The organism is Streptomyces xiamenensis (assembly GCF_000993785.3).
GTDB lineage: Bacteria > Actinomycetota > Actinomycetes > Streptomycetales > Streptomycetaceae > Streptomyces > Streptomyces xiamenensis.
Window position 1 is genome coordinate 2,161,886 of record NZ_CP009922.3, and the last position, 25,780, is coordinate 2,187,665.

21 protein-coding genes, 1 tRNA gene and 1 pseudogene are annotated in these 25,780 nt (G+C 72.1%); 11 read left to right on the forward strand and 12 right to left on the reverse strand.

Features of this window, described 5'->3' with window-relative positions; translation table 11 throughout:
- Nucleotides 1–183 precede the first annotated feature (183 nt).
- The 5 genes from SXIM_RS09755 (at nt 184) to SXIM_RS09775 (ending at nt 4,946) form a co-directional block, all read left to right on the forward strand.
- Nucleotides 184–2,211, forward strand: a complete 2,028-nt coding sequence (locus SXIM_RS09755) for a transketolase family protein (protein WP_046723658.1) — start codon at nt 184–186, stop codon at nt 2,209–2,211.
- The gene (locus tag SXIM_RS09760) at nt 2,208–2,858 is read left to right on the forward strand and encodes an HAD family hydrolase (protein WP_046723660.1); all 651 of its coding nucleotides are present in this window, start codon (nt 2,208–2,210) and stop codon (nt 2,856–2,858) included. The genes SXIM_RS09755 and SXIM_RS09760 overlap by 4 nt, the downstream gene beginning before the upstream one ends.
- 68 nt (nt 2,859–2,926) lie before the next feature.
- Nucleotides 2,927–3,409: an HIT family protein gene (locus SXIM_RS09765; RefSeq protein ID WP_030736039.1), complete on the forward strand. Its 483-nt coding sequence runs from the start codon at nt 2,927–2,929 to the stop codon at nt 3,407–3,409.
- 9 nt (nt 3,410–3,418) lie between these two features.
- Nucleotides 3,419–3,601, forward strand: a complete 183-nt coding sequence (locus tag SXIM_RS09770) for a hypothetical protein (RefSeq protein WP_148236090.1) — start codon at nt 3,419–3,421, stop codon at nt 3,599–3,601.
- The gene (locus SXIM_RS09775; protein WP_046723662.1) at nt 3,594–4,946 is read left to right on the forward strand and encodes a carboxyl transferase domain-containing protein; all 1,353 of its coding nucleotides are present in this window, start codon (nt 3,594–3,596) and stop codon (nt 4,944–4,946) included. Before SXIM_RS09770 ends, SXIM_RS09775 begins: the two co-directional genes overlap by 8 nt.
- Before the next feature lie 34 nt (nt 4,947–4,980).
- Here the strand turns inward: SXIM_RS09775 and SXIM_RS09780 are convergent, their stop codons facing one another.
- A complete protein-coding gene (locus SXIM_RS09780; protein ID WP_246156862.1) occupies nt 4,981–6,486 on the reverse strand; it encodes a cytochrome P450 family protein in 1,506 nt (501 codons plus the stop codon).
- 66 nt (nt 6,487–6,552) lie between these two features.
- Nucleotides 6,553–8,907 (reverse strand): right-handed parallel beta-helix repeat-containing protein, encoded by a 2,355-nt coding sequence (locus tag SXIM_RS09785; RefSeq protein ID WP_246156863.1) that lies wholly within the window; start codon nt 8,905–8,907, stop codon nt 6,553–6,555.
- Nucleotides 8,908–9,042: 135 nt separating this feature from the next.
- Here SXIM_RS09785 and SXIM_RS09790 point away from each other — a divergent pair, with 135 nt between their 5' ends.
- From SXIM_RS09790 to SXIM_RS09800, 3 genes are all read left to right on the forward strand, one after another.
- Nucleotides 9,043–10,128 carry an epoxide hydrolase family protein gene (locus SXIM_RS09790; protein ID WP_046723667.1) on the forward strand — a complete coding sequence of 362 codons (1,086 nt, stop codon included), beginning with the start codon at nt 9,043–9,045 and terminating at the stop codon, nt 10,126–10,128.
- Nucleotides 10,129–10,235: 107 nt separating this feature from the next.
- A complete protein-coding gene (locus SXIM_RS09795; RefSeq protein WP_046723668.1) occupies nt 10,236–10,988 on the forward strand; it encodes a glycosyltransferase in 753 nt (250 codons plus the stop codon).
- Nucleotides 10,988–12,142 carry a membrane protein gene (locus SXIM_RS09800; RefSeq protein ID WP_046723670.1) on the forward strand — a complete coding sequence of 385 codons (1,155 nt, stop codon included), beginning with the start codon at nt 10,988–10,990 and terminating at the stop codon, nt 12,140–12,142. Before SXIM_RS09795 ends, SXIM_RS09800 begins: the two co-directional genes overlap by 1 nt.
- Here the strand turns inward: SXIM_RS09800 and SXIM_RS09805 are convergent.
- Entirely contained in the window at nt 12,131–13,657 is a 1,527-nt protein-coding gene (locus tag SXIM_RS09805; protein ID WP_046725557.1) for a fused MFS/spermidine synthase, read from the reverse strand. The genes SXIM_RS09800 and SXIM_RS09805 overlap by 12 nt on opposite strands.
- A gap of 216 nt (nt 13,658–13,873) precedes the next feature.
- On the opposite strand from SXIM_RS09805, the pseudogene SXIM_RS28025 reads away from it, so the two are divergent.
- A pseudogene (locus SXIM_RS28025) lies at nt 13,874–14,121 on the forward strand (LbetaH domain-containing protein); the annotation flags it as partial.
- A gap of 1,351 nt (nt 14,122–15,472) precedes the next feature.
- Here the strand turns inward: SXIM_RS28025 and SXIM_RS09815 are convergent.
- On the reverse strand, nt 15,473–15,880 hold the full coding sequence (locus SXIM_RS09815) for an NUDIX hydrolase (RefSeq protein WP_046725558.1): 408 nt from the start codon (nt 15,878–15,880) through the stop codon (nt 15,473–15,475).
- Nucleotides 15,881–15,991: 111 nt separating this feature from the next.
- On the opposite strand from SXIM_RS09815, the gene SXIM_RS09820 reads away from it, so the two are divergent.
- Nucleotides 15,992–16,780 (forward strand): GntR family transcriptional regulator, encoded by a 789-nt coding sequence (locus tag SXIM_RS09820; protein ID WP_046723675.1) that lies wholly within the window; start codon nt 15,992–15,994, stop codon nt 16,778–16,780.
- 275 nt (nt 16,781–17,055) lie between these two features.
- Here SXIM_RS09820 and SXIM_RS09825 read toward each other — a convergent pair.
- From SXIM_RS09825 to galU, 7 genes are all read right to left on the reverse strand, one after another.
- Nucleotides 17,056–17,129: transfer RNA gene (locus SXIM_RS09825), tRNA-Ala, on the reverse strand.
- A 52-nt stretch (nt 17,130–17,181) separates the two neighbouring features.
- Nucleotides 17,182–18,123 (reverse strand): divisome protein SepX/GlpR, encoded by a 942-nt coding sequence (gene sepX / locus SXIM_RS09830; protein WP_030736070.1) that lies wholly within the window; start codon nt 18,121–18,123, stop codon nt 17,182–17,184.
- Between the two features lie 128 nt (nt 18,124–18,251).
- The gene (locus SXIM_RS09835; protein ID WP_078846881.1) at nt 18,252–18,878 is read right to left on the reverse strand and encodes a GNAT family N-acetyltransferase; all 627 of its coding nucleotides are present in this window, start codon (nt 18,876–18,878) and stop codon (nt 18,252–18,254) included.
- Nucleotides 18,875–19,375, reverse strand: a complete 501-nt coding sequence (locus tag SXIM_RS09840) for a MogA/MoaB family molybdenum cofactor biosynthesis protein (RefSeq protein ID WP_030736076.1) — start codon at nt 19,373–19,375, stop codon at nt 18,875–18,877. The genes SXIM_RS09835 and SXIM_RS09840 overlap by 4 nt, the downstream gene beginning before the upstream one ends.
- The gene (gene moaC, locus SXIM_RS09845) at nt 19,372–19,851 is read right to left on the reverse strand and encodes a cyclic pyranopterin monophosphate synthase MoaC (RefSeq protein WP_046723677.1); all 480 of its coding nucleotides are present in this window, start codon (nt 19,849–19,851) and stop codon (nt 19,372–19,374) included. The genes SXIM_RS09840 and moaC overlap by 4 nt, the downstream gene beginning before the upstream one ends.
- Nucleotides 19,848–21,155 (reverse strand): molybdotransferase-like divisome protein Glp, encoded by a 1,308-nt coding sequence (glp, locus tag SXIM_RS09850; RefSeq protein ID WP_046723680.1) that lies wholly within the window; start codon nt 21,153–21,155, stop codon nt 19,848–19,850. The genes moaC and glp overlap by 4 nt, the downstream gene beginning before the upstream one ends.
- On the reverse strand, nt 21,148–22,062 hold the full coding sequence (gene galU, locus SXIM_RS09855) for a UTP--glucose-1-phosphate uridylyltransferase GalU (RefSeq protein ID WP_030736084.1): 915 nt from the start codon (nt 22,060–22,062) through the stop codon (nt 21,148–21,150). The genes glp and galU overlap by 8 nt, the downstream gene beginning before the upstream one ends.
- Before the next feature lie 54 nt (nt 22,063–22,116).
- Between galU and SXIM_RS09860 the strand changes: the two genes are divergently transcribed.
- Entirely contained in the window at nt 22,117–22,734 is a 618-nt protein-coding gene (locus tag SXIM_RS09860; protein WP_030736087.1) for a 5-formyltetrahydrofolate cyclo-ligase, read from the forward strand.
- Between the two features lie 81 nt (nt 22,735–22,815).
- On the opposite strand, the gene SXIM_RS09865 is transcribed toward SXIM_RS09860, so the two are convergent.
- Nucleotides 22,816–25,563, reverse strand: a complete 2,748-nt coding sequence (locus SXIM_RS09865; RefSeq protein ID WP_046723684.1) for a penicillin acylase family protein — start codon at nt 25,561–25,563, stop codon at nt 22,816–22,818.
- Between the last annotated feature and the right edge of the window lie 217 nt (nt 25,564–25,780).

The window sequence follows — 25,780 nt, forward strand, 5'->3', positions numbered from 1 at the left end:
TCAATAGGTCAATTCGATGTAACCGTACTGCGCGGCGGAAGCTTCCGGAATCGGTCAGATCCCCCGCAACTTACTCCGCATAAAAGGGACAAAACACCCTCTAGCATCGCTGAACAGCGATGCGTTACGTTGTTTCAAGTCATCATGACGACATGATCTCGTAGCTCACAGAGGAGCCCTGCCGTGACCGGAACCGGATCCATACTCGGCCCCGCCGACCGCCAGGCGGTCGCGGTCGCCCGCGCCCTGGCCATGGACGCCGTCGAGGCGGCGGGCTCCGGCCACCCCGGTACGGCGATGGCCCTGGCCCCGGTCGCGCACCTGCTCTACCAGCGGCACGTGCGGCACGACCCGGCCGACCCCGCCTGGGAGGGCCGCGACCGGTTCATCCTGTCCTGCGGCCACGCCAGCATCCTGCAGTACACCCAGCTCCACCTGACCGGCTACGGCCTGGAGCTGGAGGACCTGCGGCGGTTCCGTCAGCTGGACTCGCTCACCCCCGGACACCCCGAACTCGGCCACACCGCAGGGGTCGAGATGACCACCGGACCGCTGGGCCAGGGCGTCGCCACCGCCGTCGGCATGGCCATGGCCCTCAAGCGCGACGCGCTGCGCCTGGCGGGCGCCGCCGAGGCCGGCCTCCCCGACCGCACCGTATGGGTCCTCGCCTCCGACGGCGACCTCCAGGAGGGCATCTCCTACGAGGCCGGGGCACTCGCCGGCCGGCACGAGCTGGACAACCTCGTCGTCATCTGGGACGACAACAGCATCCAGATCGAGGGCGGCACCGACCTCGCCACCCGCGAGGACACCGGCGCCCGGTTCGCCGCCCAGGGCTGGGCCGTTCGCGAGGTCGGCCTCGGCACGGACGGCGACATCGACACCGACGCGCTGGACGCCGCCCTCACCGCCTCCCGCGCCGAACGCGGCCGCCCCGCCCTGATCGTCCTGAAGTCCCAGATCGCCTGGCCCGCCCCGCACGCGATCAACACCCCCGCCGCGCACGGCGCCCCGCTCGGCGCCGCCGAGGTCGCCGCCACCAAGGAACGCCTGGGGGTCGCCGCCGAGCCGTTCACCGTGCCCGCCGAGGTCCTCGCCCACACCCGTACCGCCCTGACCCGCGGCGCCGCACTGCACCGCGCCTGGGACACGGCCCTCACCACCTGGGCGACCGCGCACCCCGAGCGGGCCGCCGCCCGCGCCCACGCCATCACCGCCCCCGCCACCGCCGACCTCGCCGAGGCGCTCCCGGAGTTCACCCCCGGTACGCCGATCGCGCCCCGCGACGCCTCCGGCACCGTCATCCAGGCGCTGTGCGCCGCGCACCCCGCGCTGTGGGGCGGCTCCGCCGACCTCGGCGACTCCAACCGCACCACCATCAAGGGCGGCGGTTCCTTCCTCCCCGAGGACCTCTCCGGCCGCAACATCCACTGGGGCGTGCGCGAACACGCCATGGCCGCCGCCCTCAACGGCATCGCCATCGTCGGCTACGACGCCCCGTTCGCCGGCACCTTCCTGGTCTTCAGCGACTACCAGCGCCCCTCGCTGCGGCTGGCCGCCCTGATGCGGCTGCCCGTGATCCACGTCTGGTCCCACGACTCCGTCGCCCTCGGCGCGGACGGCCCCACCCACCAGCCCGTCGAGCACCTCGCCGCGCTGCGCGCCATGCCGGGCCTGACGGTGGTACGCCCCGCCGACGCCACCGAGACCGCCGCCGCCTGGCTCGCCGCACTCGGCCACCGCGGCCCCGTCGGCCTGGTGCTCGCCCGCCAGGGCCTGCCGGTCCTGCCCACCCCGGCCCCGGCCGTGCGCGAGGGGGTGGCGCGCGGCGCCTACGTCGTCGCGGACGGCACCGACGTGCTGCTGCTGGCCAGCGGCAGCGAGGTGGCGCTGGCCCTGACCGCCCGCGAGACCCTCGCCGGACAAGGCGTCTCGGCCCGGGTGGTCTCGGTGCCCGCCAAGGAGTGGTTCCTGGCCCAGGAGCGGGAGTACCGCGACCGGGTGCTGCCCCCGGCGGTCCGCGCCCGCGTCGTCGTCGAGGCGGCATCGCCGTTCGGCTGGCACGACCTGCTCGGCGAGGCCGGCACCACGGTCACCATCGACGACTTCGGCCTGTCCGCCCCGGCGGGCGACGCGCTGGAGGCCAAGGGCATGACCCCGCAGGCCGTCGTCACCGCCGCGCTCGCCTCCATCGAGGCGGCCCGCGCGTGATCGGCGACTCTGTACGGCTGGTGATCTTCGACTGCGACGGGGTGCTGGTCGACACCGAGACCATCGGCCCCGCCGTGGTCGCGCAGATGGCCACCGAGGCCGGCTGGCCGCTCACCCCCGACGAGGTGCGCGAACGGTTCCTGGGCCGGCCCGAGGCGTACCTGTACGAGCAGATCCGCGCCCACGCCACCACCCCCGTAGGTCCCGACTGGCTGGTGACGTACCACGCCCGGGTCAGCGAGGCGTTCGCCGCCCAGCCGCACACCATGCCGGGCGTGGTGGAACTGCTGGACGCCCTGGACGCGCGCGGCCTGCCGTACTGCGTCGCCTCCAGCGGCAACCACCGGCGGATCCGGCACTCGCTCACCCACTCCGGGCTGTGGCCGCGCTTCGCCGGGCGGATCTTCAGCGCGGACGACGTGGCGCACGGCAAGCCCGCCCCCGACCTGTTCCTGCACGCGGCCCGCACGATGGGCGCCGCGCCGGCCGACTGCCTGGTGATCGAGGACAGCCCGGCCGGTGTGGACGCGGCCCTCGCCGCCGCGATGCCCGTCATCGGCTACACCGGCGGCCCCACCACCCCCGCCGAACTCGCCCACGCCACCCACGGCGTGCTGGACGATCTGCGGAACGTCCCTACTCTCTAGGGACACCACGGGCGCGGCCTGGCCACGGTGCCCGGCCGCGCCCGTTCCCCGTGAGGAAGGGCCCCGCCATGACCTGGGACGCGAGCAGCTATGCCGAACGGGCCAGGAACGGCCCCTGCTTCATCTGCTCCTTCCTCGCCGGAGAGCCTGGTTACGCGCACGAGAGGGTCCACGAGGACGACGCCCACATCGTCTTCCTCGACCGCTGGCCCACCCTCCCGGGCAAACTCCTGGTCGCCCCCAAGGCCCACCTCGAACACGTGGTGCGGGACATGGACGAGGCCGGCTATCTGCGGATGATGACGCTCGTACGGCGGGCGGCGCTTGCGGTGGAGGAGGTCCTGGCGCCCGAGCGCACCTATCTGCTGTCCCTGGGCAGTCAGCAGGGCAACGCCCATCTGCACTGGCACATCGCGGGGTTGCCGCCCGGTGTCCCCCACCACCGGCAGCAGTTCGCGTCCCTGATGGCCGAGAACGGTGTCCTGGAGCCCTCCGCCGAGGAGAACGCCGCCCTGGCCCGGCGGCTGCGCGCCGTCCTCGCCCGGCCGTGAGCCGTGGCCGTGAGCCGTGGCTTCCGGCGGCCGACGGCGTGCGCGCAGCGGGTGCTGGTCGCGGTGGTGCCCGCCGTGGTGGGGTGGGTACGGATCATGCCCGGCGCCGCGCTTCCCCCCGAGGCGCTGTGCCCGACCACCCCGCCCTGCGACGCCATGGGCACGAGCATGAAGCGAGCCCCGCATGCGTGACCTCGTCCGCCACCTGACCGACCCCGGCACCTTCACCCCCCTGACCGTCGCCCCCCGCACCCAGCCGGCGGACGGCCCGATCGGCTGGCCCGGCTACGACGCGACCCGGGCCCGCGCCGCCCAACGCACCGGCGAGGACGAGTCGGTACTGGTCGGCACGGCCGAACTCGGCGGCGTCCCGGTGGTGCTGATCTCCTTCGTCTTCGGCTATCTCGGCGGCTCGCTGGGCGAACGCACCGGCGACCGCCTGGAGACGGCGTACCGGACCGCCCTGGAGCGGCGGGTGCCGCTGGTGTCGCTGATCGCCACCGGCGGCAGCCGGATGCAGGAGGGCATGCGGGCGCTGACCCAGTTGCAGCGGGTGGCCCGGCATTCGGCGGCGCTGCGCGACGCGGGGCTGCCGCAACTGGCCGTGCTGTGCGACCCGACCACCGGCGGCGGCTGGGCCGTGCTGGGCGGCGCCGCGGATGTGGTGATCGCCCTGCCCGGCGCCCAGGTCGGCTTCGCCGGGTCGCGGGTACGGCCCCCGGACGCAGACCCGGCCGCCTACACCGCCGAGAGCCAGCTCGCCACCGGGCAGATCGACGCCATCGTCCCGCCCGAGCGGCTGCGCACCACCCTCACCGGCTACGTCACGGCACTGACCCGCCCGCACCCGGGCGCCCCGCCGCCTCCCGCCCCGCTCACCGACACCCCGCTGCCGCAGACCGGCTGGGCGGCGGTGCAGGCGGCCCGCGACCCGCGCCGCCCGCGCGCCGACGCCTACCTGGGCGCGTACTTCGAGCCGGGGCCAGGACCGCTGCCGCTCAGCGGCGACCGGGCCGGCGGCCAGGACCCCGGACTGCGCTGCGGGATCGGCCTGCGCGCAGGGCGCGGCATCGTGTACGTCGCCCAGCGCGGTACGGCCACCACGCCCGCCGGGTTCCGCACCGCGAGCCGGGTGATCCGGCTGGCCGGGCGGCTGGGGCTGCCGGTGCTCACCCTCATCGACACCCCGGGTGCCGCCAACGACGCGCGCGCGGAGCGGGCCGGGGCCGGCCCGGCCATCGCGGAGACGTTCACGACAGTGGCCACCGCCCCGGTGCCCATCACCTCGCTGCTGATCGGCGAGGGCGGATCGGGCGGGGCGATGGCCCTGGCGGCGGCCGGCAACACCTGGGCCACCCCGGACAGCTACTGCTCGGTGATCGCGCCCGAACTGGCCGCCGCCATCCTCAAACTGCCGCCCGAGCAGGTGCCGCAGCTGTCGGACACACTGCGGCTGCGCCCCCAGGACCTCGCGGCCCTGGGGGTCGCCACGGTCGTCAGCGCGCCGCCGGAGCGCCGGACGCCGGACACGGAATGACCGCCCCCCACGGGGGCGTCCTCCTCACGGAAGGTCACCGCTTGGGCCACCACGCCGCCGGGGAGCGCCACAGGGGCAACTTGCCCCGCTGGGCGGCGGACCCGTCCTTACCCGTCGGGGAGGCCGTCCGGGGCGGAGGGGTGGTGAAGGGGCTGTGCTGCTGCTCCGGCCGGGCAGCCGGCGCGGTCTCCGAAGGACCCGATGTCAGTGTCCACTCCTCCGACGCGCCGTTCGGCAGGTCGGCGGAGGGCCGGGGGAACCGCACCGGCAGCGCGAGAGGTGTCCGGGCGACGTGCGGCTGCGACCATTCCAGGGCTTCCCGGGGCACGGCGAGTTCCATGTCCGGCAGACGGTCCCACAACCGCTCCAGGCCGGTGCGCACGATGAGCGCGCCCAGTTCGCGGGCCGGGGCCGGGCAGCCGTGGGTTCCCGAGCCCCAGGCCAGATGGGCGTTGTTGGTGCGGGAGGTGTCCAGGCCGACCGAGCGCATCGCAGGGTCGGCGGCGGCGGCCCCCAGACTGACGATCGCCATGTCGCCGGCGTTGATCCGGAATCCCCCGAGCCAGGTCGGCCGGGTGGCCCAGCGGCCGATGAGGTTCTGGATCGGCGCGTCGGTCCACATGACGTGGTTCATCGCCTGGTCCATCGAGCAGCGGGCCGCCGCGACATCCTCGTTGAGCCGCTCGTTCGTCATCAGTTCCAGCAGCGTGTTGCAGATCCAGGCGGTGCTCGCGCCGCGCCCGACGGCGATCTGGAGCCAGACGTCCTCGCTCAGCTCGGCGGGGGTGAGCGCGTCGTCCTGGTTGTGGTGCAGCATCCAGGAGACGAGGTCGGGGCCCGGCTCCTTGCGCTTGTGCTCCACGAGGCCGGCCATCAGGGAGGCCAGTTCCTCCCTGGTGTGCTGGGGTCCGGCCGAGCCGGAGAGCATCGCGTGGAGGGCGGTGCCCGAGGCCAGCGCCTCGCGCTCGTCCATCCCGGCGAGCCGCGTCAGCACCAGCAGGGGCAGCGGCAGCGCGAACTGCCGCAGGATGTCGACCTCGACGGTTTCCGCCTCCGGGTCCCCGTCCTGGAAGAAGGAGTCGATGAGCTGGTCGGCGAGTTCCTCGACGAGATCGCCGACGCGCAGCGTGTCCATCCGGGCCAGCGCCTTGTTTCCCGGGCCCGACAGCGTGTCGTGCTCGGCGCCCTCGGAGCACAGCCGGCTGCGGCGGTAGGCGAGCTGGGCGATCAGCGGGTGGTCGGCGGGCAGGACGCCTTCGGCGAGATCGCGGTACCAGCGCGGGTCACGGGTCCAGATCTGCTGCTGGTCCCGGAGGATCTCCAGTTGGGCCGCGTGATCGATGACGAGATAGCCGCGGATGCGGTGGGTCTCCTCCAGCGATACCGGCACCACCGCACCGACGTGGCGGCGCAGGTTGTCGTAGTACGAGAAGGGGTCGCGCGCGAAGTCGGGACCGTGGAGCGGGTAGATGTGTTCCGGCCCCGGCGTGCGCTCGGGCCACTGTTCACCAACGGGAGTTAATGTTAAGGAAGTTGCCACAGTGACCAGCGTTGCCTACGGCGTCCCCCCGGGTCAAAGAGACCCGGGGGGACGCCGTGGCCGTGCTCAGCGCCGCGAGCCGTCCAGCGCGCCGATCACCGAACGGTGCGTACCGGCCTTGTTCAGCGGGGAACGCTGCGCCGGGCGCAGGAAGTCACCGTGTTCAGGGGTGCCGTCCCGGCCGCGCGCGTACCGCTCGGGCAGTTCGAGCGAGCGGAAGTCGGCGGCCGTCGCGACCGTCGTACCGTCCGCGTTCGTGGCCCGCTCCCCGTCGAAGAGCACATTGGTGCGATCGACGTCGCCGGCGATGAAGTCCGTCTCCGGCTCGTCGCCGCCCCGGCCGCCCGGGGTCCGCAAGGAGAGATTGTCGCGGTAGACACCCTGCTCCTCCGGGGAGAAGTAAGGGCTGAACCGGATCAGGTAGTTGAACCGCTTGTTGTCGAAGGCGGTGTTGTTGGTGAGGGTCAGCCGCCCGGGGTTGAAGTTGTCCGAGAAGCCGTCCATGTTGTTGTCATAGGCGATGTTGCCGCGCACCACGTGGTCCACGGGCAGGCCCTCGCCGCCGAGCTTGAAGCCGTTTCCGGTGTTGCTGTCCTCGTTGTAGCCGTTGGAGAGCCGGCCGTTGGCGTAGGAGACGTTGTTCTCCAGGGTGATGGGCAGGTTGGCGCCCTCGTTGGTGCGGTTGTACAGGTCCCAGCCGTCGTCGATGTTGTGGTGCGCGATGTTCCCGCGGAAGACGTTGCCCTCGCCCACGCCGAGCTTGGCCGCGAACCCGTCGGCGTTGATGTCGCTCGCGTCGCGGTTGTCGTGCGACTCGCAGCCGGTGATCAGGTTGTGCCGGGGCCAGTACGCCGGGTCCTCACCGCTGCCGGTGATCTGGAAGCCGGTGTCCCCGTTGTAGTTGAACGTCATCGCGCTGATGACGTTGTGACTGCCGCTCATCCGCAGCGCGTTGCTGGCCGCCCGGGTGATGCGGAAGCCCTCGACCCGCCAGTTGTCGGCGTCCAGCCGCAGCACCACCGGCAGCGCGCCGCGTCCGTCGATGATCACCTGCTGGTCGCGGTACGGCTTGAGCGTCTTCGGCTTGTTCGGCAGCCCGCTGTAGGAGGCGGACAGGTTCAGCGTGCCGGCCGGCTCGTACGTTCCGCCGTGCAGCAGCACCTGCCCGCCGGGGGCCACATGGCGCAGCGCGGTCTGCAGGTCCACCGGGCGGGCGGCGGTACCGGCCGCGGTGGCCGTACCGGTGGGCGAGGCGTGGATGACGGCGCCGTCGCCGCGCTCCCCGTACGCGGTGCGGGTGACGGTGAGCGTGCGGGTGACGGTCTCGCCCTCACCGGTCACCAAGGTGAAGGTGTAGCCGGTGCTCTCGTCCTTCAGCCGGACCGGATGGGAGAAGAACTCCCCGGCCGCCAGCCGCTTGTGGGCCACCCGCTTGCCGCGCTCGTCGGTGACGGTGACCGTGCCGGCCGTGTTCGTACGGGCCCGCAGCGTGTACTGGGCGGTGCTGGTCTCCGGCGCCGAGTGCAGGGTGAGGGCGGGCTGGACGGGCACCGGCTCGGTGGGCGGGCGCGGCTGGGTCTGTGCCCCGCTCAGTTCGAGGTGGGCGTTCTCGAAGGTCACCTTGGCGTTGCGGGCGGCGTAGAAGCCGACGTACATGCGGTCGGGGTCGATGTCCTGGACCCAGTCGGCGCCGGTCACCCGCTGCTCGAAGGTGGCGGGCTCCCCGGCGTGGGTGAAGGTCGCCGACATCACGAACTCGGTGTCGGTGCGCTCCAGACGCAGACTGACCGGGGTGCCGAGCGGCAGCGTGTACCGGGAGTCGGTGGTGAAGGGGGTGGCCTTCAGGGCGCTGCCCCGGTTCCCCCAGGGCTCGGTGACCCCGGTGCGGACCAGGCCGCTGATGCCCTGGCGCAGCATTCCGGCGCCGAAGATGTTGGAGGCGGCGGGCACTTCCTCGAAGCCGGCGACCATCGGGTCCTGGCGGGGTGCGCCGTTGACGTCGCGGACCATGATGCCCGCGCTGTCCTGCGAGTTGGGCGCCGCGCCGGTCTCGGGCCCGAACTGCTCCACCGTCATGTCGGCGGTGAGCACGAAGTTGTCGGTCCGGGGGTCGAGGCCGGTCTGGTAGAAGGTCAGCCCGTCGTGACCGGGGGCGAGTTTGCCGCCGCGGCTCTCCATGACGATCTTCCCGTCGATGGTGCCGGGGTGCTCGGGTTCCGCGTAGTTGGTGCCGATCTTCTCCGGCAGCACGTTGGTCGCGAAGTTGAGGTCGGTGGACTGGCCGAAGGTGACGGCCTCCCACGTCTGTGCGTTGTTCGCCTCCGGGGCGGGTGCGGCCACCGCCGTGCCCGCGCCGGCGGCCAGCAACGCGATCGCCAGACCTCCGGCTCCCGCTCTGATCCACCCGGACAGGGATCTCATCTCCACCACTCCCTCACATGCTTTGGCCGGGCACAGTCAAAGCGAGCGCACTCCACGGGGTCAACAGGTAGGAAGCGCTTTCTTCACCCGACTTACGGCCAGAAAGTGTCCTGAAGTACCCCTAGCGTTCCGTTCATGACCTCGATCGACCCCTTCCGTATCGACATTCCGCAGGCCCAGCTGGACGATCTGTCCGCCCGGCTGGCGCACACCCGCTGGCCGGACGAACTGCCCGGCGTCGGCAGCGAACGCGGCGTCCCCCTGGACCGTCTGAAGGAGCTGGCCGAGCACTGGCGCACCGGCTTCGACTGGCGCGCCCGGGAGGCGGAGCTGAACGCGCACCCGCAGTTCCGCACCACCGTCGACGGACAGCGGCTGCACTTCCTGCACCTCCCCTCGGCCGACCCCGGCGCCACCCCGCTGCTGCTCCTGCACGGCTGGCCGGGGAACGTCACCGACTTCCTGGACGTCATCGGCCCGCTCTCCGGCTTCCACCTGGTCATCCCTTCGCTGCCCGGCTTCGGCTTCTCCACCCCGCTGGCCGGACCCGGCATGAACGCGGCCAAGATGGCCGCCGTCCTGCTGGAACTCATGTCCCGCCTGGGGTACGAGCGGTTCGGCGTCCACGGGTACGACACCGGCGCCTGGGTGGCCCCCGCCATCGGCCGGCAGGCTCCCGCCCGGGTCATCGGCATCCACCTCAACGCACTGCTGACCTTCCCGGCCGGCGAGGAGGGCGAGTTCGAGGGCCTCACCGAGGCCGAGCAGCGCCGCTGGGAACACATGCAGAACTTCAACGACGGCTACCTCCAGTGCAACTCCAAGCGCCCGCAGACCGTGGCGTACGCGCTGCACGACTCGCCGGTGGGCCAGCTCGCCTGGATCACCGAGAAGTTCGACGAACTGTCCCACCTGCCCGTGGACCGCGACCGGATCCTCACCGACGTCTCCCTGTACTGGCTGACCGGCACGGCGGGCTCGGCGGCCCAGATCTACTACGAGGAGATCTCCGCCGCCGACTGGTCCGGCGAGGCCCCGGCACGCGGCACCGTTCCCACCGGTGTCCTGGTCTCGGCCCACGATGTGACGATCCGCCGCTGGGCCGAGCGCGACCACCACGTGGTCCACTGGCGCGAACTCGACCGCGGCGGGCACTTCCTCTCCCAGGAGGCCCCCGATGTCCTGGCCGGGGACATCCGGGCCTTCTTCGCCGCCCGCTAGCTCCCAACCGGGCATATCACCCGATCGCCGCACAAGAGCAGCCATCCCCGCCTTCGGGGCGAGACCATGACCGGTGTCGGCCCTCGGAGATCCAGGGGAGTGAGCGCATGGCAGCAGCGGACGGCCGGGACGCCGACCTCACCGTCGTGATGCCCACCTACAACGAGGCCGAAGGGCTCCCCGGCATCGCTGCGGAGCTCCTCGCCCTGGCCCTGCCCGGGCTGCGGCTGCTCATCGTCGACGACGCCAGCCCCGACGGCACCGGCCGGGTCGCCGACGAGCTGACCCGGCGCCACCCCGGCCGGATCCAGGTGCTGCACCGCGCGGGCAAGGACGGGCTGGGCCGGGCGTACGCCGCCGGAATGGCCGCCGCCGTCGCCCGTGGCACCCACTACGTACTCCAGATGGACGCCGACGGCAGCCACCCGCCGCACCACATCCCCCAGCTGCTCGGCAGCGCCCAGGCCACCGGCGCCGACCTCGTCATCGGCAGCCGCTACGTACCCGGCGGGCAGCTCACCGGCGCCTGGCCCGTCCACCGCAGGCTGCTCTCCCGCTGGGCCAACCGCTACGCCGGGGCCGTGCTGCGCACCGGGCTGCGCGACCTCACCGCCGGCTTCGTGCTGTGGCGCTCCACCGCGCTGACCTCGCTGCGCCTGGACCACGCCCGCAGCGCCGGCTACAGCTTCCAGATCGAGTTGAAGCACGCCGCCCTGCGGGCCGGCTGCCGCGCCCTGGAGATCCCCATCCGCTTCGAGGAACGCCGCCACGGGGCCTCCAAGATGTCGGCGGCCGTCCAGCTGGAGGCGGCGCTGCTGCCCTGGCGGCTGCTGCTGCGCCGCACCGGCCCCGCCGGCTGATGACCACCGAACGCACCGCCGCACCGGCCATGCGCCCCGCGCCCACCGGGGCCCGCGGCGCGCTGCGTGCGGCCGGACCGGCCCTGCTCGTCTACGCCGCCGTGCGCGCCGTCGGGCTGCTGGTCCTGACGATCTGGACGGCCGCCGAGGGCGAGAACGTGCACACCGTCCTCGCCCAGCGCTGGGACTCCCTGTGGTACGCCCGGATCGCCGTGGACGGCTACGGCCACACCGAGTACATCGGCGGCCGGGCCGAACACGACCTGGCGTTCTTCCCGCTCTTCCCCGCCCTCGAACGCGCCCTCACCACGGTGCTGCCCGTCCCCACGCACGACGCCGGGCTGATCATCGGGTGGACGGCGGGGCTCGCCGCCGCCTGGGGCATCCACGCCGTCGCCGTCCAGGTGACCGGGCGGCGCGCCGTGGGCCTCGTGCTGGTCGTCCTGTGGGCCGCCCTGCCGCCCGCGTTCGTGCAGTCGATGGCCTACACCGAGACGCTGTTCACCGCGCTGGCCGCCTGGACGCTGTACGCGGTCCTCACCGGCCGCTGGTACACGGCCGGCGCCCTGGCCGTGGCCGCCGGGCTCACCCGCCCCTCGGGCCTGGCGGTGGCCGCCGCCGTCCTGACCGGCGGGGCGCTGGAACTGTGGCGCGCCCGCCGGCCACGCCCGCGGGTGCTGGCCGCGATGGCGCTGGCCCCGCTCGGCTGGCTGGGCTACGTGGCGTTCGTGGGCGCCCGCATGGGCAGCCCGACCGGCTACTTCGACGTCCAGAAGGACTGGGGCAACGGCTTCGACGGCGGCACCGGATTCCTGCGCTTCCTCACCGAACGACTGCGCGCCGACCCCGCCCACGGGCTGCTGGTGCTCGCCGTCCTGGTCTGCGGACTCGTGCTGCTGATCCAGTGCGTCCGCCAGGGCCAGCCCCTCCCCCTCCTCGTCTACACCCTGCTGATCGCCGCGAGTGCCCTGGTCAGCGAGGGCTACTTCTCCTCCCGCCCCCGGCTGCTGATGCCGGCCTTCCCGCTGCTCCTGCCGCTGGCGGCCTGGCTGGCCCGGCTCCCCCGCCCGGCCACCGTGGCCACGCTGTCGGCCGCCGCGCTGGGCTCCGGGCTGTACGGCGCCTGGTTCGTGCTCACCCAGTCACCGCCGTGAGGGCGGGTGCGGGGTGAGCAGCTGGTCCACGGGCGCGAAGTCGTCGGTGAGTACCCGGGCGTCGCCGACCCACGCGCGCAGCTCATCGCCCTCCACGACCCGCCAGCCACTGCCGCGCTCGGCGATCCGCTCGCCCCACGCCGCGGTGTCCAGGGCGCTGCCGGAGGCCGCCGCCACGAAGTTGCCGCCACCGGCCCCGTCGAACGCGCCCGGTCCCGCCGCCACCGCCACGTGCTCGAACTCCGCCTGCAACGTCCTGACCGCCGCACGGACGAACGCCGTCTCCCGGTAATCGATCATGTTGACGGTGTAGACACCGCCGGGCCGCAGCACCCGCTCGATGTCCGCGACCGCCTCCCTCGTGGTCAGATGCCACGGCACGCTGACGCCCCCGAACGCGTCGCCGACCACCAGATCCCGCGACCCGTCCTCGATCCGCCGCAGCCCCAGCCGCCCGTCCTCCACCCGCACGTCCAGCCGCTCCCCCGTCTCGACGCCCAGCCAGCGGCGGTCCACTTCGACCACACCCGGGTCGATCTCGGAGACCACGCTGTCCGAACCGGGCCGCACCTCCTCCAGATAGACCGGCACGGAGAGCCCGCCGGCTCCCAGGTGGTAGGCGTCCAGCGCCTCGCCCTGCGGGAACGCGGTGTCGATGAGCGAGGCGATCGCCCGCGTGTAGGGGAACTCCAGATGCGTGGGGTCATCGAGATCGACGTACGAGTGCCGCAGCCCGTCGAGCACCAGCGTCCGTCCGCTCTCCCGCCCGGGATCCGGCAGGACCACCGCGCAGTGGTACCGGGTCTCCGCGTCACAGCCGCTCGGAACGGCCACGCTCCCGGTGACGCCCGCCGCCATGGTGCCGCCGACCGCCGCACCGGTCACCAGCACCCGCCGCCCGCGCCGCCAGTCCCGCACCGACACATCGACGAGCACCCCGGCGACCACCAGCACCACGCCGAGAACGAGCAGGATGACACTGACCGGAACGACGGAGATCAGCACGAACCCGGTCAGCACGGTCCCTGCGATTCCCCCGGCCGTCCCGACCCCCGACAGCCGGCCCACCACGGTGCCGGTGACCTCCAGATCGGTCAGGAGCAGCTTGGTCACCATGGGCGTCACCGCCGTGAGCAGCGCGGCGGGCAGGAACAGACAGGCCCCACCCACCAAGAGCGCCAGCGCCCCATCCGCGTTCCCGGCCAACCGCACCAGCGCCGGCGTGACCGCGACGGCAACCCCGGACGCCCCGAGCAACGGCCCCAACACCCGCCGCGGCGCCACCACATCCGCGGCCCGCCCACCGGCCCACGACCCCAGGGCGATCGCCGCCAGGGCGATACCGATCACCATGGTGTTCATCTCCATGGTCAGCCCCACATGCGGCGCCAACAACCGCAACGCGACCAACTCGACCACCAACACCGCCGCCGACGAACCAAAAACGAGCCCAGCCCCCACCCGCGGCCCGATCCCCGGCCCCCCACTCCGCCGTTCCGTCCCCTGATCCACCATGCCCGCCACCCCAACCACCTGCCCGAACCGCCGACCCGATCCCCGTGCCCCGCATCCTGCCAGCCACGAAACACCCAGCCACCCCGTCCTCCCCACCACCCGACACCGCCCCTCCGGCGCCGTACTGCGGAGCAGCTATCGCGGAGAGCCGCTGCCCAAGCGTGATCGGACAACCGCCATGCGGAGAGCCACAACGATCGGTTGTAGCTGCCCAGGATGAGCGGGCGGCACAAACTGACCTCCCGGCTGAACGTCCTGCCATTCGAAGACGACGCAGGCAAGACACAGCCCTTCGAGCAGATCCTCGGCAGGCCGTTGCCCGCTGGGGCGACGACCTGATCGCCCTTCTGCACCGACCACGGCCTCCGCCTGGACCTCGCCGAGCGTGTGTTCATCAACCAGAACTGCCGTTCCTGGACTACGCAGGCATCCGGCTCAGCGAGCGTGGGATGGTCGGGCCGAGGGACGCGCACGACGGAACATCCGGACCACTCCCCGCTGCCGGGCGAGCGCCAGCCTACCGGGCGAGACAACCCAAATAGCCCGGTGGCGTTCAGGCAGCACATCGCAGAGTCCCAGGAACGCCAAAATGCCGCCCCCTCAATCGCTCGGCCGCTATTCTGTTTTCCTGATTCACCTTCCCGCCAACGGCGTTCGTTGTGAAACTGGGAGGATTCCATCCCTGACCCGCATTGCGATCCGCAAACGGAGAGGCCGGTGAGGCATCCCACCTGATGAGGCGACCGACGGGCGACGCATGCGGTGGTTGCACATTACAGAGATCGCTGCATTTAGCCGCCGCACAGCAAACAACCAGGTTAATTTTCCTGGTCGGCAGTTAAAAGATCATCCCGCATGTGAAATTTGTGGACCCCAGCTCAGCCCTCCGAGTGCAGGACAACCCCTCCTGTCACAACAGTCACAGAGGCCGATTCCTTGAACCTATCAGGTGAGGCTTTCTAGGCCGAGTTTGGCCAGTCGCGATCGGATAGCACTGGGCTTCCGGCCGAATCGCTTTCCAAGTGTGTCGAAGTCACGCTCTCCGTGCTGGTACAGCGCAAGTAGACGAGCGTCATCATCTGATGACCAAGGCTGGCCCATATGCGGGTAGCGAGCACGGAGTTCTTCCAACGGTTCTCGCCTACTATCGGACTCCCCCCGAAGACAGACAGACTCGATGATTTCCAGCGGGAACTCTCCGACATGGGTGCCTACGAGCCAGAGGTTGAGGCGCCCCTCATCGAACGTGATCCGGTCGGCTTGGATAGTGACTGCTCGCCGAAGGACATCGCTGTCCTCAGGGTCTTGGTAATAGTCGGTGAACGTCAGACGGAATGCTGCACGCACGGTGGATGCCCCCATGGGGACATCATGACGCAACCGCCGCATACGCGGAAGATCATTTCTCGCCCTTGCCCGCAGCTCTCGGCGCACCACTGGGCGGGCCCGCCGCTGGCGGCGAGGGCGTAGGTTTCGCCGACAAGGCGGCGCGCTCACGCGCCGTTCACGGCCTTGAACTCGTTGACAAACTTGTAACTCCCTCGGGCCATTTGCGGTCCACTTCGATGTCGCAGGCGACGCGTTCGGCTGCGGTGACGAGCACTTGAAGCTTGGTCAGGATGTCGCGGCGGGCGGCTTCGATGAGGTCGATGTGTGAGTCGGCTCCGGGGTCGGTGCGGGGATTGCAGAAGCCGCAGTGGCTGTGCTCGCGAGCGATCTCGTGGCAGGCGCGGACCACATGGTTCGTGGCGGCCGAGATCTCGTACCGGTCGAGCAGTTCGTGCTGGTTGAGCGGCCATGTGTCGGACAGGTGAGCTAGATGAGCCTCACGCCGTCATGGGCGCGCACGGCCGGCGGGTTCATGGTGTCCATGGCGTCGAGAACGCGGATCGCATACGCCTCACTGGCCAGTTCGTCGACCTCGTCCCGGGCGGCCCAGCGCCACGCGCGGGTCTCGGGGCCGGTGGCCGGGCTGCCGTCGGCCGCCTCGCAGCGGAAGACGAGCGAGACGATCAGGCGCGTCATGTTCTTGTAGACGCCGGTCAGGGAAGCAGGGAGAGCGATCTTGACCCCGGTCTCCTCCAGCACTTCGCGCTGCAAGGCGTCCGGGATCGTCTCCCCCGCCTCCACCACACCGCCCGGCGGCTCCCAATGGCCGTTGTCCCGGCGCTGGATCAGCAGCGCACGCCCGGCGTCATCGATGACGACCCCGGCGACGCTCACGGAGTGCGGGCGGTCGATCGGCACAGTGACGGACTCCCCTTCAGGTGACTACGCTCACCGTAGCAACCACACGCAGTAACTTGTCTAGATATCTAAAGGAGTACATCCGCAATGGCCACCCTCCCCTCCGGCGCGCTGGGCACCCTGGACCCCACCAGCGACCGGGCGGTGTTCCGCCAGATCGCCGACCAGATCCGCGACGCGATCACCACAGGGCGATTCACCGAGGGAGCCAAGCTGCCCTCCGAAGCCGAACTCGTCGAGCACTACGGCGTATCCCGGATGACCGTCCGCAACGCCCTCGGCGTCCTGCAGGGCGAAGGTCTCGTCCGCGCCGAGCACGGCAAGGGTGTCTTCGTCCGGCCCCGCCCTCCCGTACGGCGTCTCGCCTCCGACCGGTTCGCGCGCCGGCACCGGGACGCGGGCAAGTCCGCCTTCACCGTCGAAGCGGAGGCAGCGGGCAGCCGGCCCGAGATGGACAGCCTGGAGCTCAGGGAAGAACGGCCCTCACCCGATGTCTCCGCCAGGCTGGACGGGCCACGCCGGGTCCTCGCCCGGCGACGGCGCTACCTTCTGGACGGGCGGCCCGTGGAGGTCACCACCTCCTACCTTCCCCTCGACATCGCCCAGGGCACCCCGATCGCCGAACCCAACCCGGGCCCCGGCGGCGTCTACGCCCGGCTTGAGGAATCGGGACACACGCTTGATCACTTCGACGAGGAGATCCGGGCCCGGATGCCCAGCCCGCACGAGGTCAGGGCCCTGGAACTCGCCCCGGGTGTGCCCGTCATCCACCTCATCCGCACCGCCTTCGACACCGCGGCACGGCCCGTAGAGGTCTGCGACACCGTCATGGCCGCCGACGCCTACGTCCTCGCCTACCAACTCCCCGCCGACTGACACACCAGTTCAGGGGCGGAGTTGAGGATCGAAAGGGGTGTCTCCCCAAGTCCGTGGCCTTCACCTCACAGTTTGCCCGCGCCGGAACCGACGCGAGCGGGCAGCTGCGCTGCCGGGCGAGAGGTTCGGTGGGCCCGGTGAACCGGACGTGGATTCCGGGTGCGGACCGTCCCGCCGACGTCACTGCCGCACGGCAACGCGAAAGCCCCCGTCGATTGACTCGACGGGGGCTTTCGCCTGTCCGTTCCACCTGGTCTTGGGAACGGCCCTTGTTGTGGACCTGAGGGGATTTGAACCCCTGACCCCCTCGTTGCGAACGAGATGCGCTACCAGGCTGCGCTACAGGCCCTTGCAACGAGAGAAACTCTAGCACCCGTCCCCGGGCGGCCCGAAATCCGTGGTCATTCGCCGGCCGCCCGGGGGTGGTCGTCCTCCTCGAACTGGTCGAACAGCGGGGTGCGCTGCGGCCCCGGCTGCCCGCCCGCGGCCCCGGGGACGGGGGGCTGCTGGCCCTGCTGCGGGGGCTGCTGGGCGGGCGTCGAGCGGGCTGCGCTCCAGGTGCCGGGGGCATCCAGGTCGACGCCCCGCGTGGTGCGCGGGGCGACCGGGGCGCTGACATACGTGGGCAGCGGTACCGGGGCCGGCTCCCAGCCGGTCGGCTCGTCGTCGGGGGCCGGGCCCCTGCGGCGCTGCTGGTCCACCCATTCGGCGTGGTCGGTCTGCTCCACCACGGCCCGCGAGGGCTGCTCGGGGCGGGCAACCGCGCTCGCCTGGGTGCGTTCGCGCAGCCGCCTGGCGGCGTCCTCGGCGCGGCGGCGGTCCATGGCGACCGCGTACCGGCGGCGCTCCTGCGCCCGCACGTTGATGATGTACACGCTCAGCAGCATCCCGGGGATCGCCGGGATCCACAGGGAGCCGCCCCCGGCGCTCAGCGCGAAGATGCCGCTCCCGGCGAAGGCCACGAACAACACCATCGTGGTACGCCGCCGGCGCGCCAACACCTTCGCCCGGGCGGCGGTCACGGGTTCCGGTTCGGGTTCGGCCTCCGGTTCGGGCACCTGCTCCAGGGCCGGAGCGGGCTCCGGAGCGGCGAGCGCGGTCACCGGTTCGGCGTACGCGCGCAGGTCGGCGTCGCGGTCCCCTGGCGTCGCGTCCCCCTCCGCAGCACGCCGGGCGGCGCGCCGCTCCAGTGCCGCGCGGCCGGACAGCAGCCGGATCGCGGTGCTGAAGCGTTCCGTGGGACGGGCCTCGTTCAGCTCGTCCTGTCTGCGGAGCCACATGGGCACGAGGTACGCGGCCCAGGCCCCGACGATCATTGCGAAGATGAGGCCACTGCTGCTCACGCTCACACGGTAGAGGGGTTTGCATGAGTCCATCTGCCAAATAGCGCGGTGTGTCGCACGATCTGGGGCTCATACCGGGCATTTCTTCGGATTTTATGGATGAGTTAAGGCTTATCCGAATACGCGTTCTAATTGTTGGTCTGTCGATGACTGCCCCGCCGGTGCCAGCGCTCGACCAGCCCTTCCGGCACCTCGTCCGCCGTCAACGCGAAAATCAGATGGTCCCGCCACGCTCCGTCGATGTGGAGATAGCGCGGCCGCATCCCCTCCTCGCGGAATCCCAGCTTCTCCACCACCCGCCGCGAGGGCATGTTCTCCGGCCGGATGCAGATCTCCACCCGGTGCAGCCCCACCGACCGGAAACAGTGATCCGTGGCCATCGCCACCGCCGCCGGCATCACCCCGCGCCCGGCCACGTCCTGGTCGATCCAGTACCCGAGGTGCGCCGAGCACATCGACCCCCAGGTGATTCCCGCCACCGTCAACTGCCCGGCCAGCCGCCCCTGGTACAGCACCACGAAGGGGAGCATCCGCCCCGCGTGCGCCTCGGCCCGCAGGTGCCGGACCATCTGCCGGTACGTCGGCCGGTGCCCGGGCAGATGCCCCGGCGGCGGGGGCGGGATCGTCGCCTCCCACGGCCGCAGCCACTCCCGGTTGCGCTGGTTGACCTCGCGCCAGCTCCGCTGATCACGCTGGCGGATGGGCCGCAGCCCCACCTCGCCGTCCCGCAGTTCCACGGGCCAGGGAATGCTCACGGCTGGTGATCGCCGCCGCGCAGCTGGTCCACCGCGTGCCGGGCCAGCGGCGCCAGCACCGCAAGACCGTCCCGTACCCCGCCGGTCGAGCCCGGCAGATTGACGATCAGCGTCCGGCCCGCCACCCCGGCGACACCGCGCGACAGCGCCGCCGTGGGCACCTTCGCCAGCCCCGCCGCCCGGATCGCCTCCGCGATGCCCGGCACCTCGAAGTCGATCACCGAACGGGTGGCCTCGGGGGTACGGTCCCCCGGCGTCAGCCCGGTGCCGCCCGTGGTCAGCACCACGTCGTACCCGGCTGCCACCGCCGCCCGCAGCGCCGCCGCCACCGGCTCGCCGTCCGGCACCACCTGCGGGCCCTCGGTCGTGAAACCCCACTCGCGCAGCGCCGCCACCAGCAGCGGCCCGCCCCGGTCCGGGTAGATCCCGGCCGAGGCCCGGTTGGACGCGGTCACCGCCAGCGCCCGGTACCCCGGTTCCCCCTGCCCGCCGCTCATTCGGCGCGGCTCCAGCGCCCGGACTTACCGCCGGTCTTCTCCTCGACCCGTACCCCGTCGATGACGGCGCCCGGGTCCACGGCCTTGACCATGTCCACCACGGTCAGCGCCGCCACCGACACCGCCGTCAGCGCCTCCATCTCCACCCCCGTACGGTCCGTGGTGCGCACTGTCGCCGCGATCTCCACCGCGTCGTCGGCCACCGTCAGCTCCACTTTGACCCCCGACAGGGCCAGCGGGTGGCACAGCGGGATGAGTTCCGGGGTGCGCTTGGCGCCCATGATGCCCGCGACGCGGGCCACCGCCAGCGCGTCGCCCTTGGGCACCCCCGCGCCGCGCAGCAGCTCCACCACGGCGGGCGCCACCCGTACCCGTCCGACGGCCCGCGCCGTCCGTGCGGTGATGTCCTTGGCCGAGACGTCCACCATCCGGGCCGCGCCCGAGGCGTCCAGATGGGTCAGGTGAGGGCTGCTCATGAGGAGCTACCGTACTCCTGCGCCCCACCGCCCAGCGGCACCACCGTCAGCTCCGCCCCCGAGGCGGCGCCGGTGGCCGCCTCCGGGATCTCGATCAGCGCGTCCGCGCGGGCCAGCGCCGCCAGCAGGTGCGAGGACGCGCCGCCCACCGGCCGGACGGTGCCCAGGCGTTCGCCGGGTGCGGGCGGCGTGTAGCTGCCGCGCAGGTACTGGCGGCGCCCCGCCGGGGAGACCAGCGGCTCGTCGCACTCCAGGCGGGCCCGCACCCGGGCCCGCTCGACCTGCGGGTGTCCGGCCAGGGCGCGCAGCGCGGGGCGCACGAACAGCTCGAAGGACACGTACGAGCTGACCGGGTTGCCCGGCAGCGCCAGCAGCGGGATGCGCTGCTTGCCCACCAGGCCGAAGCCCTGCGGTTTGCCCGGCTGCATCGCGAGGCGCCGGAACTCCACGCTGCCGCGCAGCGCTTCCTTCACCACGTCGTAGGCGCCCACGCTCACCCCGCCGCTGGTGATGACGAGGTCGGCGCGCGAGAGCTGGTCCTCCAGGGCGGCGCGCAGCCGCTCGGGGTCGTCCGCGACGGTGGCGGCCCGGTACGCGGCGGCCCCGGCGGCCCGTGCCGCGGCGGTCAGCGTGAAGCTGTTGGAGTCGTGGATCTGCCCGGGGCGCAGGGCGGTGCCGGGCGGGACGAGTTCGCTCCCCGTGGACAGCACCACGACGCGCGGGCGCGGCCGTACTTCCACGGAGGCCCGGCCGACCGCGGCCAGCAGGCCCAGTTGCGGCGGCCCGAGCACGGTGCCGGCGGGCAGCGCCAGCGCCCCGGCGGCGGCGTCCGAGCCGCGCTCCCTGATGTGCGCGCCGCGCTCGGCGGGGCGGTGCACGCGAACTCTCTCCCCACCGCGTACCTGCCCGGCGGGCATCGCGCGGACGGGGCCGCCGCCGAGGCCGCCGTCCGTCCACTCCACCGGCACCACGGCCTCGGCGCCGGGCGGCAGCGGCGCGCCGGTCATGATGCGCAGCGCCTGCCCGGGCCGGAGCGTGGGCGGTTCGCCGCTGCCGGCCGCGATGTCGCCGGTCACGGTGAGCGCCACCGGTCGCTCCGTCGTCGCGGCGGCCACATCGGCGCAGCGCACCGCGTACCCGTCCATGGAGCTGTTGTCGAAGGGCGGGAGCGCGGTGGGTACGGTCACGTCCTCGGTCAGGACGCAGCCGTCGGCCTCCAGCAGCGGGAGGGCGATCGGGTCCAGCGGGCGGATCGCGCGCAGGATGTCGGCAAGGTGGTCATCGACCGACCACAGGTCACTCAAGTGCCCGCATCTCCTCGTTGACATAGGTCTTCAGCCAGGCCCGGAACTCGGGCCCGAGGTCCTCACGTTCGCACGCCAGCCGGACGATGGTGCGCAGATAGTCGGCGCGGTCGCCCGTGTCGTAGCGGCGGCCCTTGAAGACCACCCCGTACACCGGGCCGCCGCTCACGTCGGAGGTGGCCATCGTCTGGAGGGCGTCGGTCAGCTGGATCTCGCCGCCGCGGCCCGGCGGGGTCTCGCGCAGCACCTCGAAGACGCCGGGGTCCAGGACGTAGCGGCCGATGACGGCGAGGTTGCTGGGGGCGTCGGCCCGGTCGGGCTTTTCCACCAGGTCGGTGACGCGGTGCACGCCGTCCTGCCCGGTGGATTCGACGGCGGCGCAGCCGTAGAGGTGGATCTGGGAGGGGTCGACCTCCATCAGCGCGATGACGGAGCCGCCGCGCTCCTCCTGGACGGCGGTCATCCGGGTGAGCAGCGGGTCGCGCGGGTCGATGAGGTCGTCGCCCAGCAGGACGGCGAAGGGCTGGTCGCCGACGTGCGGGGCGGCGCACAGTACGGCGTGCCCCAGGCCCTTGGGGTCGCCCTGGCGGACGTAGTGCATGGTGGCCAGGGCGGTGGACTCCTGGACCCGGGAGAGCCGGTCGAGGTCGCCCTTGCGGCGCAGCGCGTCCTCCAGCTCGTAGTTGCGGTCGAAGTGGTCTTCCAGGGGACGTTTGTTGCGCCCGGTGATCATCAGCACGTCGGTGAGGCCCGCGCTGGTGGCTTCCTCCACCACGTACTGGATGGCCGGCTGGTCGACCACCGGCAGCATTTCCTTGGGGGTGGCCTTGGTGGCGGGGAGGAACCGGGTCCCGAGCCCGGCGGCAGCGATGACAGCCTTGCTGATCCGGGGGCGAGGTGATGTCATGCCCGTCACTTTATCCAGCTAGTGTGCTTGGACCCTTTACGCGAGGATGACGAAATGGATCATGTCGCAGGGGCCACGGCCGACGGCAAACGGGCGGTGCGCCGCGATCTGCTGGCGGTACGGGCCGCGCTGAGCGACGAGGAGGTCGCGCAGGCCGCCGTGGCGCTGGCCGACCGCGCCCTGGGCCTGCCGGAGCTGGCCACGGCGCGCACGGTCGCCGCGTATGTGTCGGTGGGCCACGAGCCGGGCACCGGGGCGCTGCTGGACGCGCTGCGCGAGCGCGGCGTGCGGGTGCTGCTGCCGGTGCTGCTGGCGGACGACGACCTGGACTGGGGCGTGTACGAGGGGCCCGGCGCGCTGGTGGAGACGGAGCGCGGCGGCCGGATGCGGCTGCGGGAGCCGGGCGGGGAGCGGCTGGGCCGCGAGGCGGTGCTGGACGCGGACGTGGTGCTGCTGCCGGGGCTCGCGGTGGACGCGCACGGGGTGCGGATGGGGCGCGGCGGCGGCAGCTACGACCGGGTGCTGGCCCGGCTGGCGGCAGCCGGGGCGGATCCGGCGCCGGTGGTGCTGCTGTACGGGCACGAGGTGGTCGGACGGCTGCCGGTGGAGCCGCACGACCGCCCGGTACGGGTGGCGGTCACCCCCGAGGGAGTGCACCGCTTCCCTCGCTGAGCGGGGTGGAGCGGGCCGACACGACGGCGGGGCGGGGCCGGTACGTACGACGTACCGGCCCCGCCCCGTCCGCTGGCGCCGTTACTCGTCCCCGGCGTCCTCGCCCGTGTCCTCGCGGGCGCCGCCCGGGGTCAGCGTGAGGGTGTCCCGGGTGCGTTCCGCGACCGCCTCGGCGCTGGAGGGCCAGGGCAGGAACTCGCCCCGCGCCCACATCCCCGTCTGGTCGGTGTAGTGCTCGTGGTACGCGTGCCCCGAGGCGCCCGACAGGTTGATCCACAGCGACTCGTCGAAGTCGGCGAGCGACACGATCATCCGCATGGAGGGCACCCACGTCGTCTCGTAGCCGCCCGCCGCGTTCCACGCGGTGGCGTTGACGGCGTCCGCGCCGCCCGACAGGTTCCACGGGCCGCGGTTGAGCATCCAGCGCAGCGGGCCCGGGCCCTCCTCACCGAGGGTCTGATTGGTGAGGGTCAGCTGGTGCAGCCGGCCCCAGCTCCAGGTGTCGATGTCCTTGCCCAGCTTCGCGGTCAGCTCCCAGCGGGCATCGCGCATCGCCCGCGCCAGCAGCTCGTCGCGGTCGGTGGCGGCCGGCTCGGTGCGGGTGGCCGGGGTCGTCCACCAGTCGCTGTCCGGCTCCTCGATCAGGACGCGCACCACCTCGAACCAGCGGTCCCCGCCGTCCGGCCACGCCGAGTCCGGGGAGCGCTCGCCGCACTCCGTGTCGAACAGCGCCTGGCCGTTGGCGTCCTCCAGCGGCGCCGAGTCGTCCGCCGGGCGCACCCGCAGGCACTGGCCCTCCACCCGCAGCTCCTTGGGGAGCTTGTGGCCGAAGGCGAGCTGGAGCGTGTTGGCCCACACCGCGTTGTAGTACGCGGCGGCGGCCGAGTCGGAGTCCTGGCTGTAGTCCCAGCCCTCCAGCAGCTCCTGCGCCTCGCGGACGTAGGGGTCGGAGATCTCGATGTCCAGCAGGTAGGGCACCAGGACGCGGGCCATCTCGTTGCTGTTGTCGATCTGGATGGACTGCATGTCGCCCATCGAGATCTTGCCGCCGTCCTCGATCTTCGACACCAGCAGATCCTCGATCCGCTGGCTGCGCGTGCCGTAGCTCCAGTCCTCGGTGAGGAAGTGCTCGTAGGACGCCGGGTCGATGACCGCCTGGTTGGCGGTGACGATGTAGCCGCGCTCCGGGTTCAGCTCCCAGGGCAGTTCCTCGAAGGGCACGTAGCCGGTCCAGTCGTACGCCGGGTCCCAGCCGGGCGCCGGGTAGCGGCCGTCGCCCTCGCCGCGCACCGGGATCCGGCCGGGCGCCTGGTAGCCGATGTTGCCGGAGGTGTCGGCGTAGATCATGTTCTGGGCCGGGACGGCGAAGTCGGCGGCGGCGGCCCGGAAGGCGTCGAAGTCGGTGGCGGTGTTGAGGCCGAAGACGGCGTCCATGGTGTTGGCCGGCTCCAGCGCGGTCCAGCTCAGCGAGACGGCGTAGCCGTTGCCGCGGTCCGGGGCGCCGGCGTCCACCGGCGCGGTCTGGCCGGTCTCGGCGAAGTCGTCGTGCCGGTCGGAGACGATCGGGCCGTTCTCGGTGGACCGCACGGTGATCTCGCGGTCCTCACCGCCCGCCACCTTGATCAGCTCGGTGCGGGTCTCGTACGGCTTCTGCTCACCGTCGCGCAGATAGTTGCCGTCGTTGAGCTTTTCCAGCCGCAGATCGGTCACGTCCGCGCCGAGGTTGGTGAAGCCCCAGGCGATGTCCTCGTTGTGGCCGATGACCACGCCCGGCATCCCGGAGAAGGAGAACCCGGACACCTCGAACGGGCACTCGGCCGTCACCTCGTTGCAGTACAGGCCCATCTGGTACCAGACCGAGGGCAGCGAGGGGCCCAGGTGCGGGTCGTTCGCCAGCAGCGGCAGCCCGGTCGTCGTGTACTCACCGGACACCACCCACGAGTTGGAGCCGATGCCGGGACCCGCCGGGCCCAGCAGCGCCGGGATCTCGTCCAGAGTCGCGGCGAGCGCGCCCAGCTGCGTCCCCACTCCGCCCACCGCGTCATCGGCGGAGGACCCGTCGGCCGAACCATCGGCCGTACCGTCGCCGGCGGTCCCCGAGCCGTCGCCCTGGTCGCCGATCGCCTCGACGATCGGGTTGTTGCGGTCGTACGGGTAGCCGGGGTACAGCTCCTCGATCTGCTCGGGGCTCAGCCGCCCGGCGAGCAGCGAGCGGTCGACCTCGTCCTCCATGTTGCCGCGCAGATCCCACGCCATGGCCTTCAGCCAGGCCACCGAATCGACCGGGTCCCACGGTTCGGGCGCGTAGTCGTTGAGGAAACCGAGCGCCGCGTACTCCACCGAGAGCTCGGCGCCGCTGCGCGTGCCCAGGTACGAGTTCACGCCCTCCGCGTACGCCTCCAGGTACGCCTTGGTCTCCGGCGCCAGCTCCTCGTCGTACTCCTGCTGCGCGATCTGCCGCCACCCCAGGGTGCGCAGGAAGGCGTCCGTCTCCACCTGGCCCTCGCCGAACATCTCCGAGAGCCGGCCGGAGGTCATGTGCCGGCGGACGTCCATCTCCCAGAACCGGTCCTGGGCATGCACATAGCCCTGGGCGCGGAAGAGGTCCTCGGCGGTGTCGGCGTACAGGCGCGGGATGCCGTTGCCGTCCCGCTGCACGGTGACCGGGCCGTTCAGCCCGTCGATTTCTATCTCCCCCGACACCTGCGGGTAGGACGCCCGCACGGTGCTCACGGTCCAGAAAGCGCCGTACCCCAATCCGGAGAGGACGATCAGTACGACAGCGATCACGAACACACGGAGGCGTCGCGAGGGCTTGTTGGCGGGCATCTGTGTCCTTCACAGGCCTGGTGAGCGGATGGAAGCAACCATAGACATACGGCCACTGGGGTGAGCCTACGGGGAGTCACCCGCCGCGAGGGCGCGCGTCATAGCAGGGTGAAATCCGCGCGAATCAGCAAAATGGCCAAGGCGTCACGGGGGTCCCGGCAGGCACGGGAACCGCGCGGACCCAGGAAACCGCCGACGGCTGCGAGAGCGGGGGCGG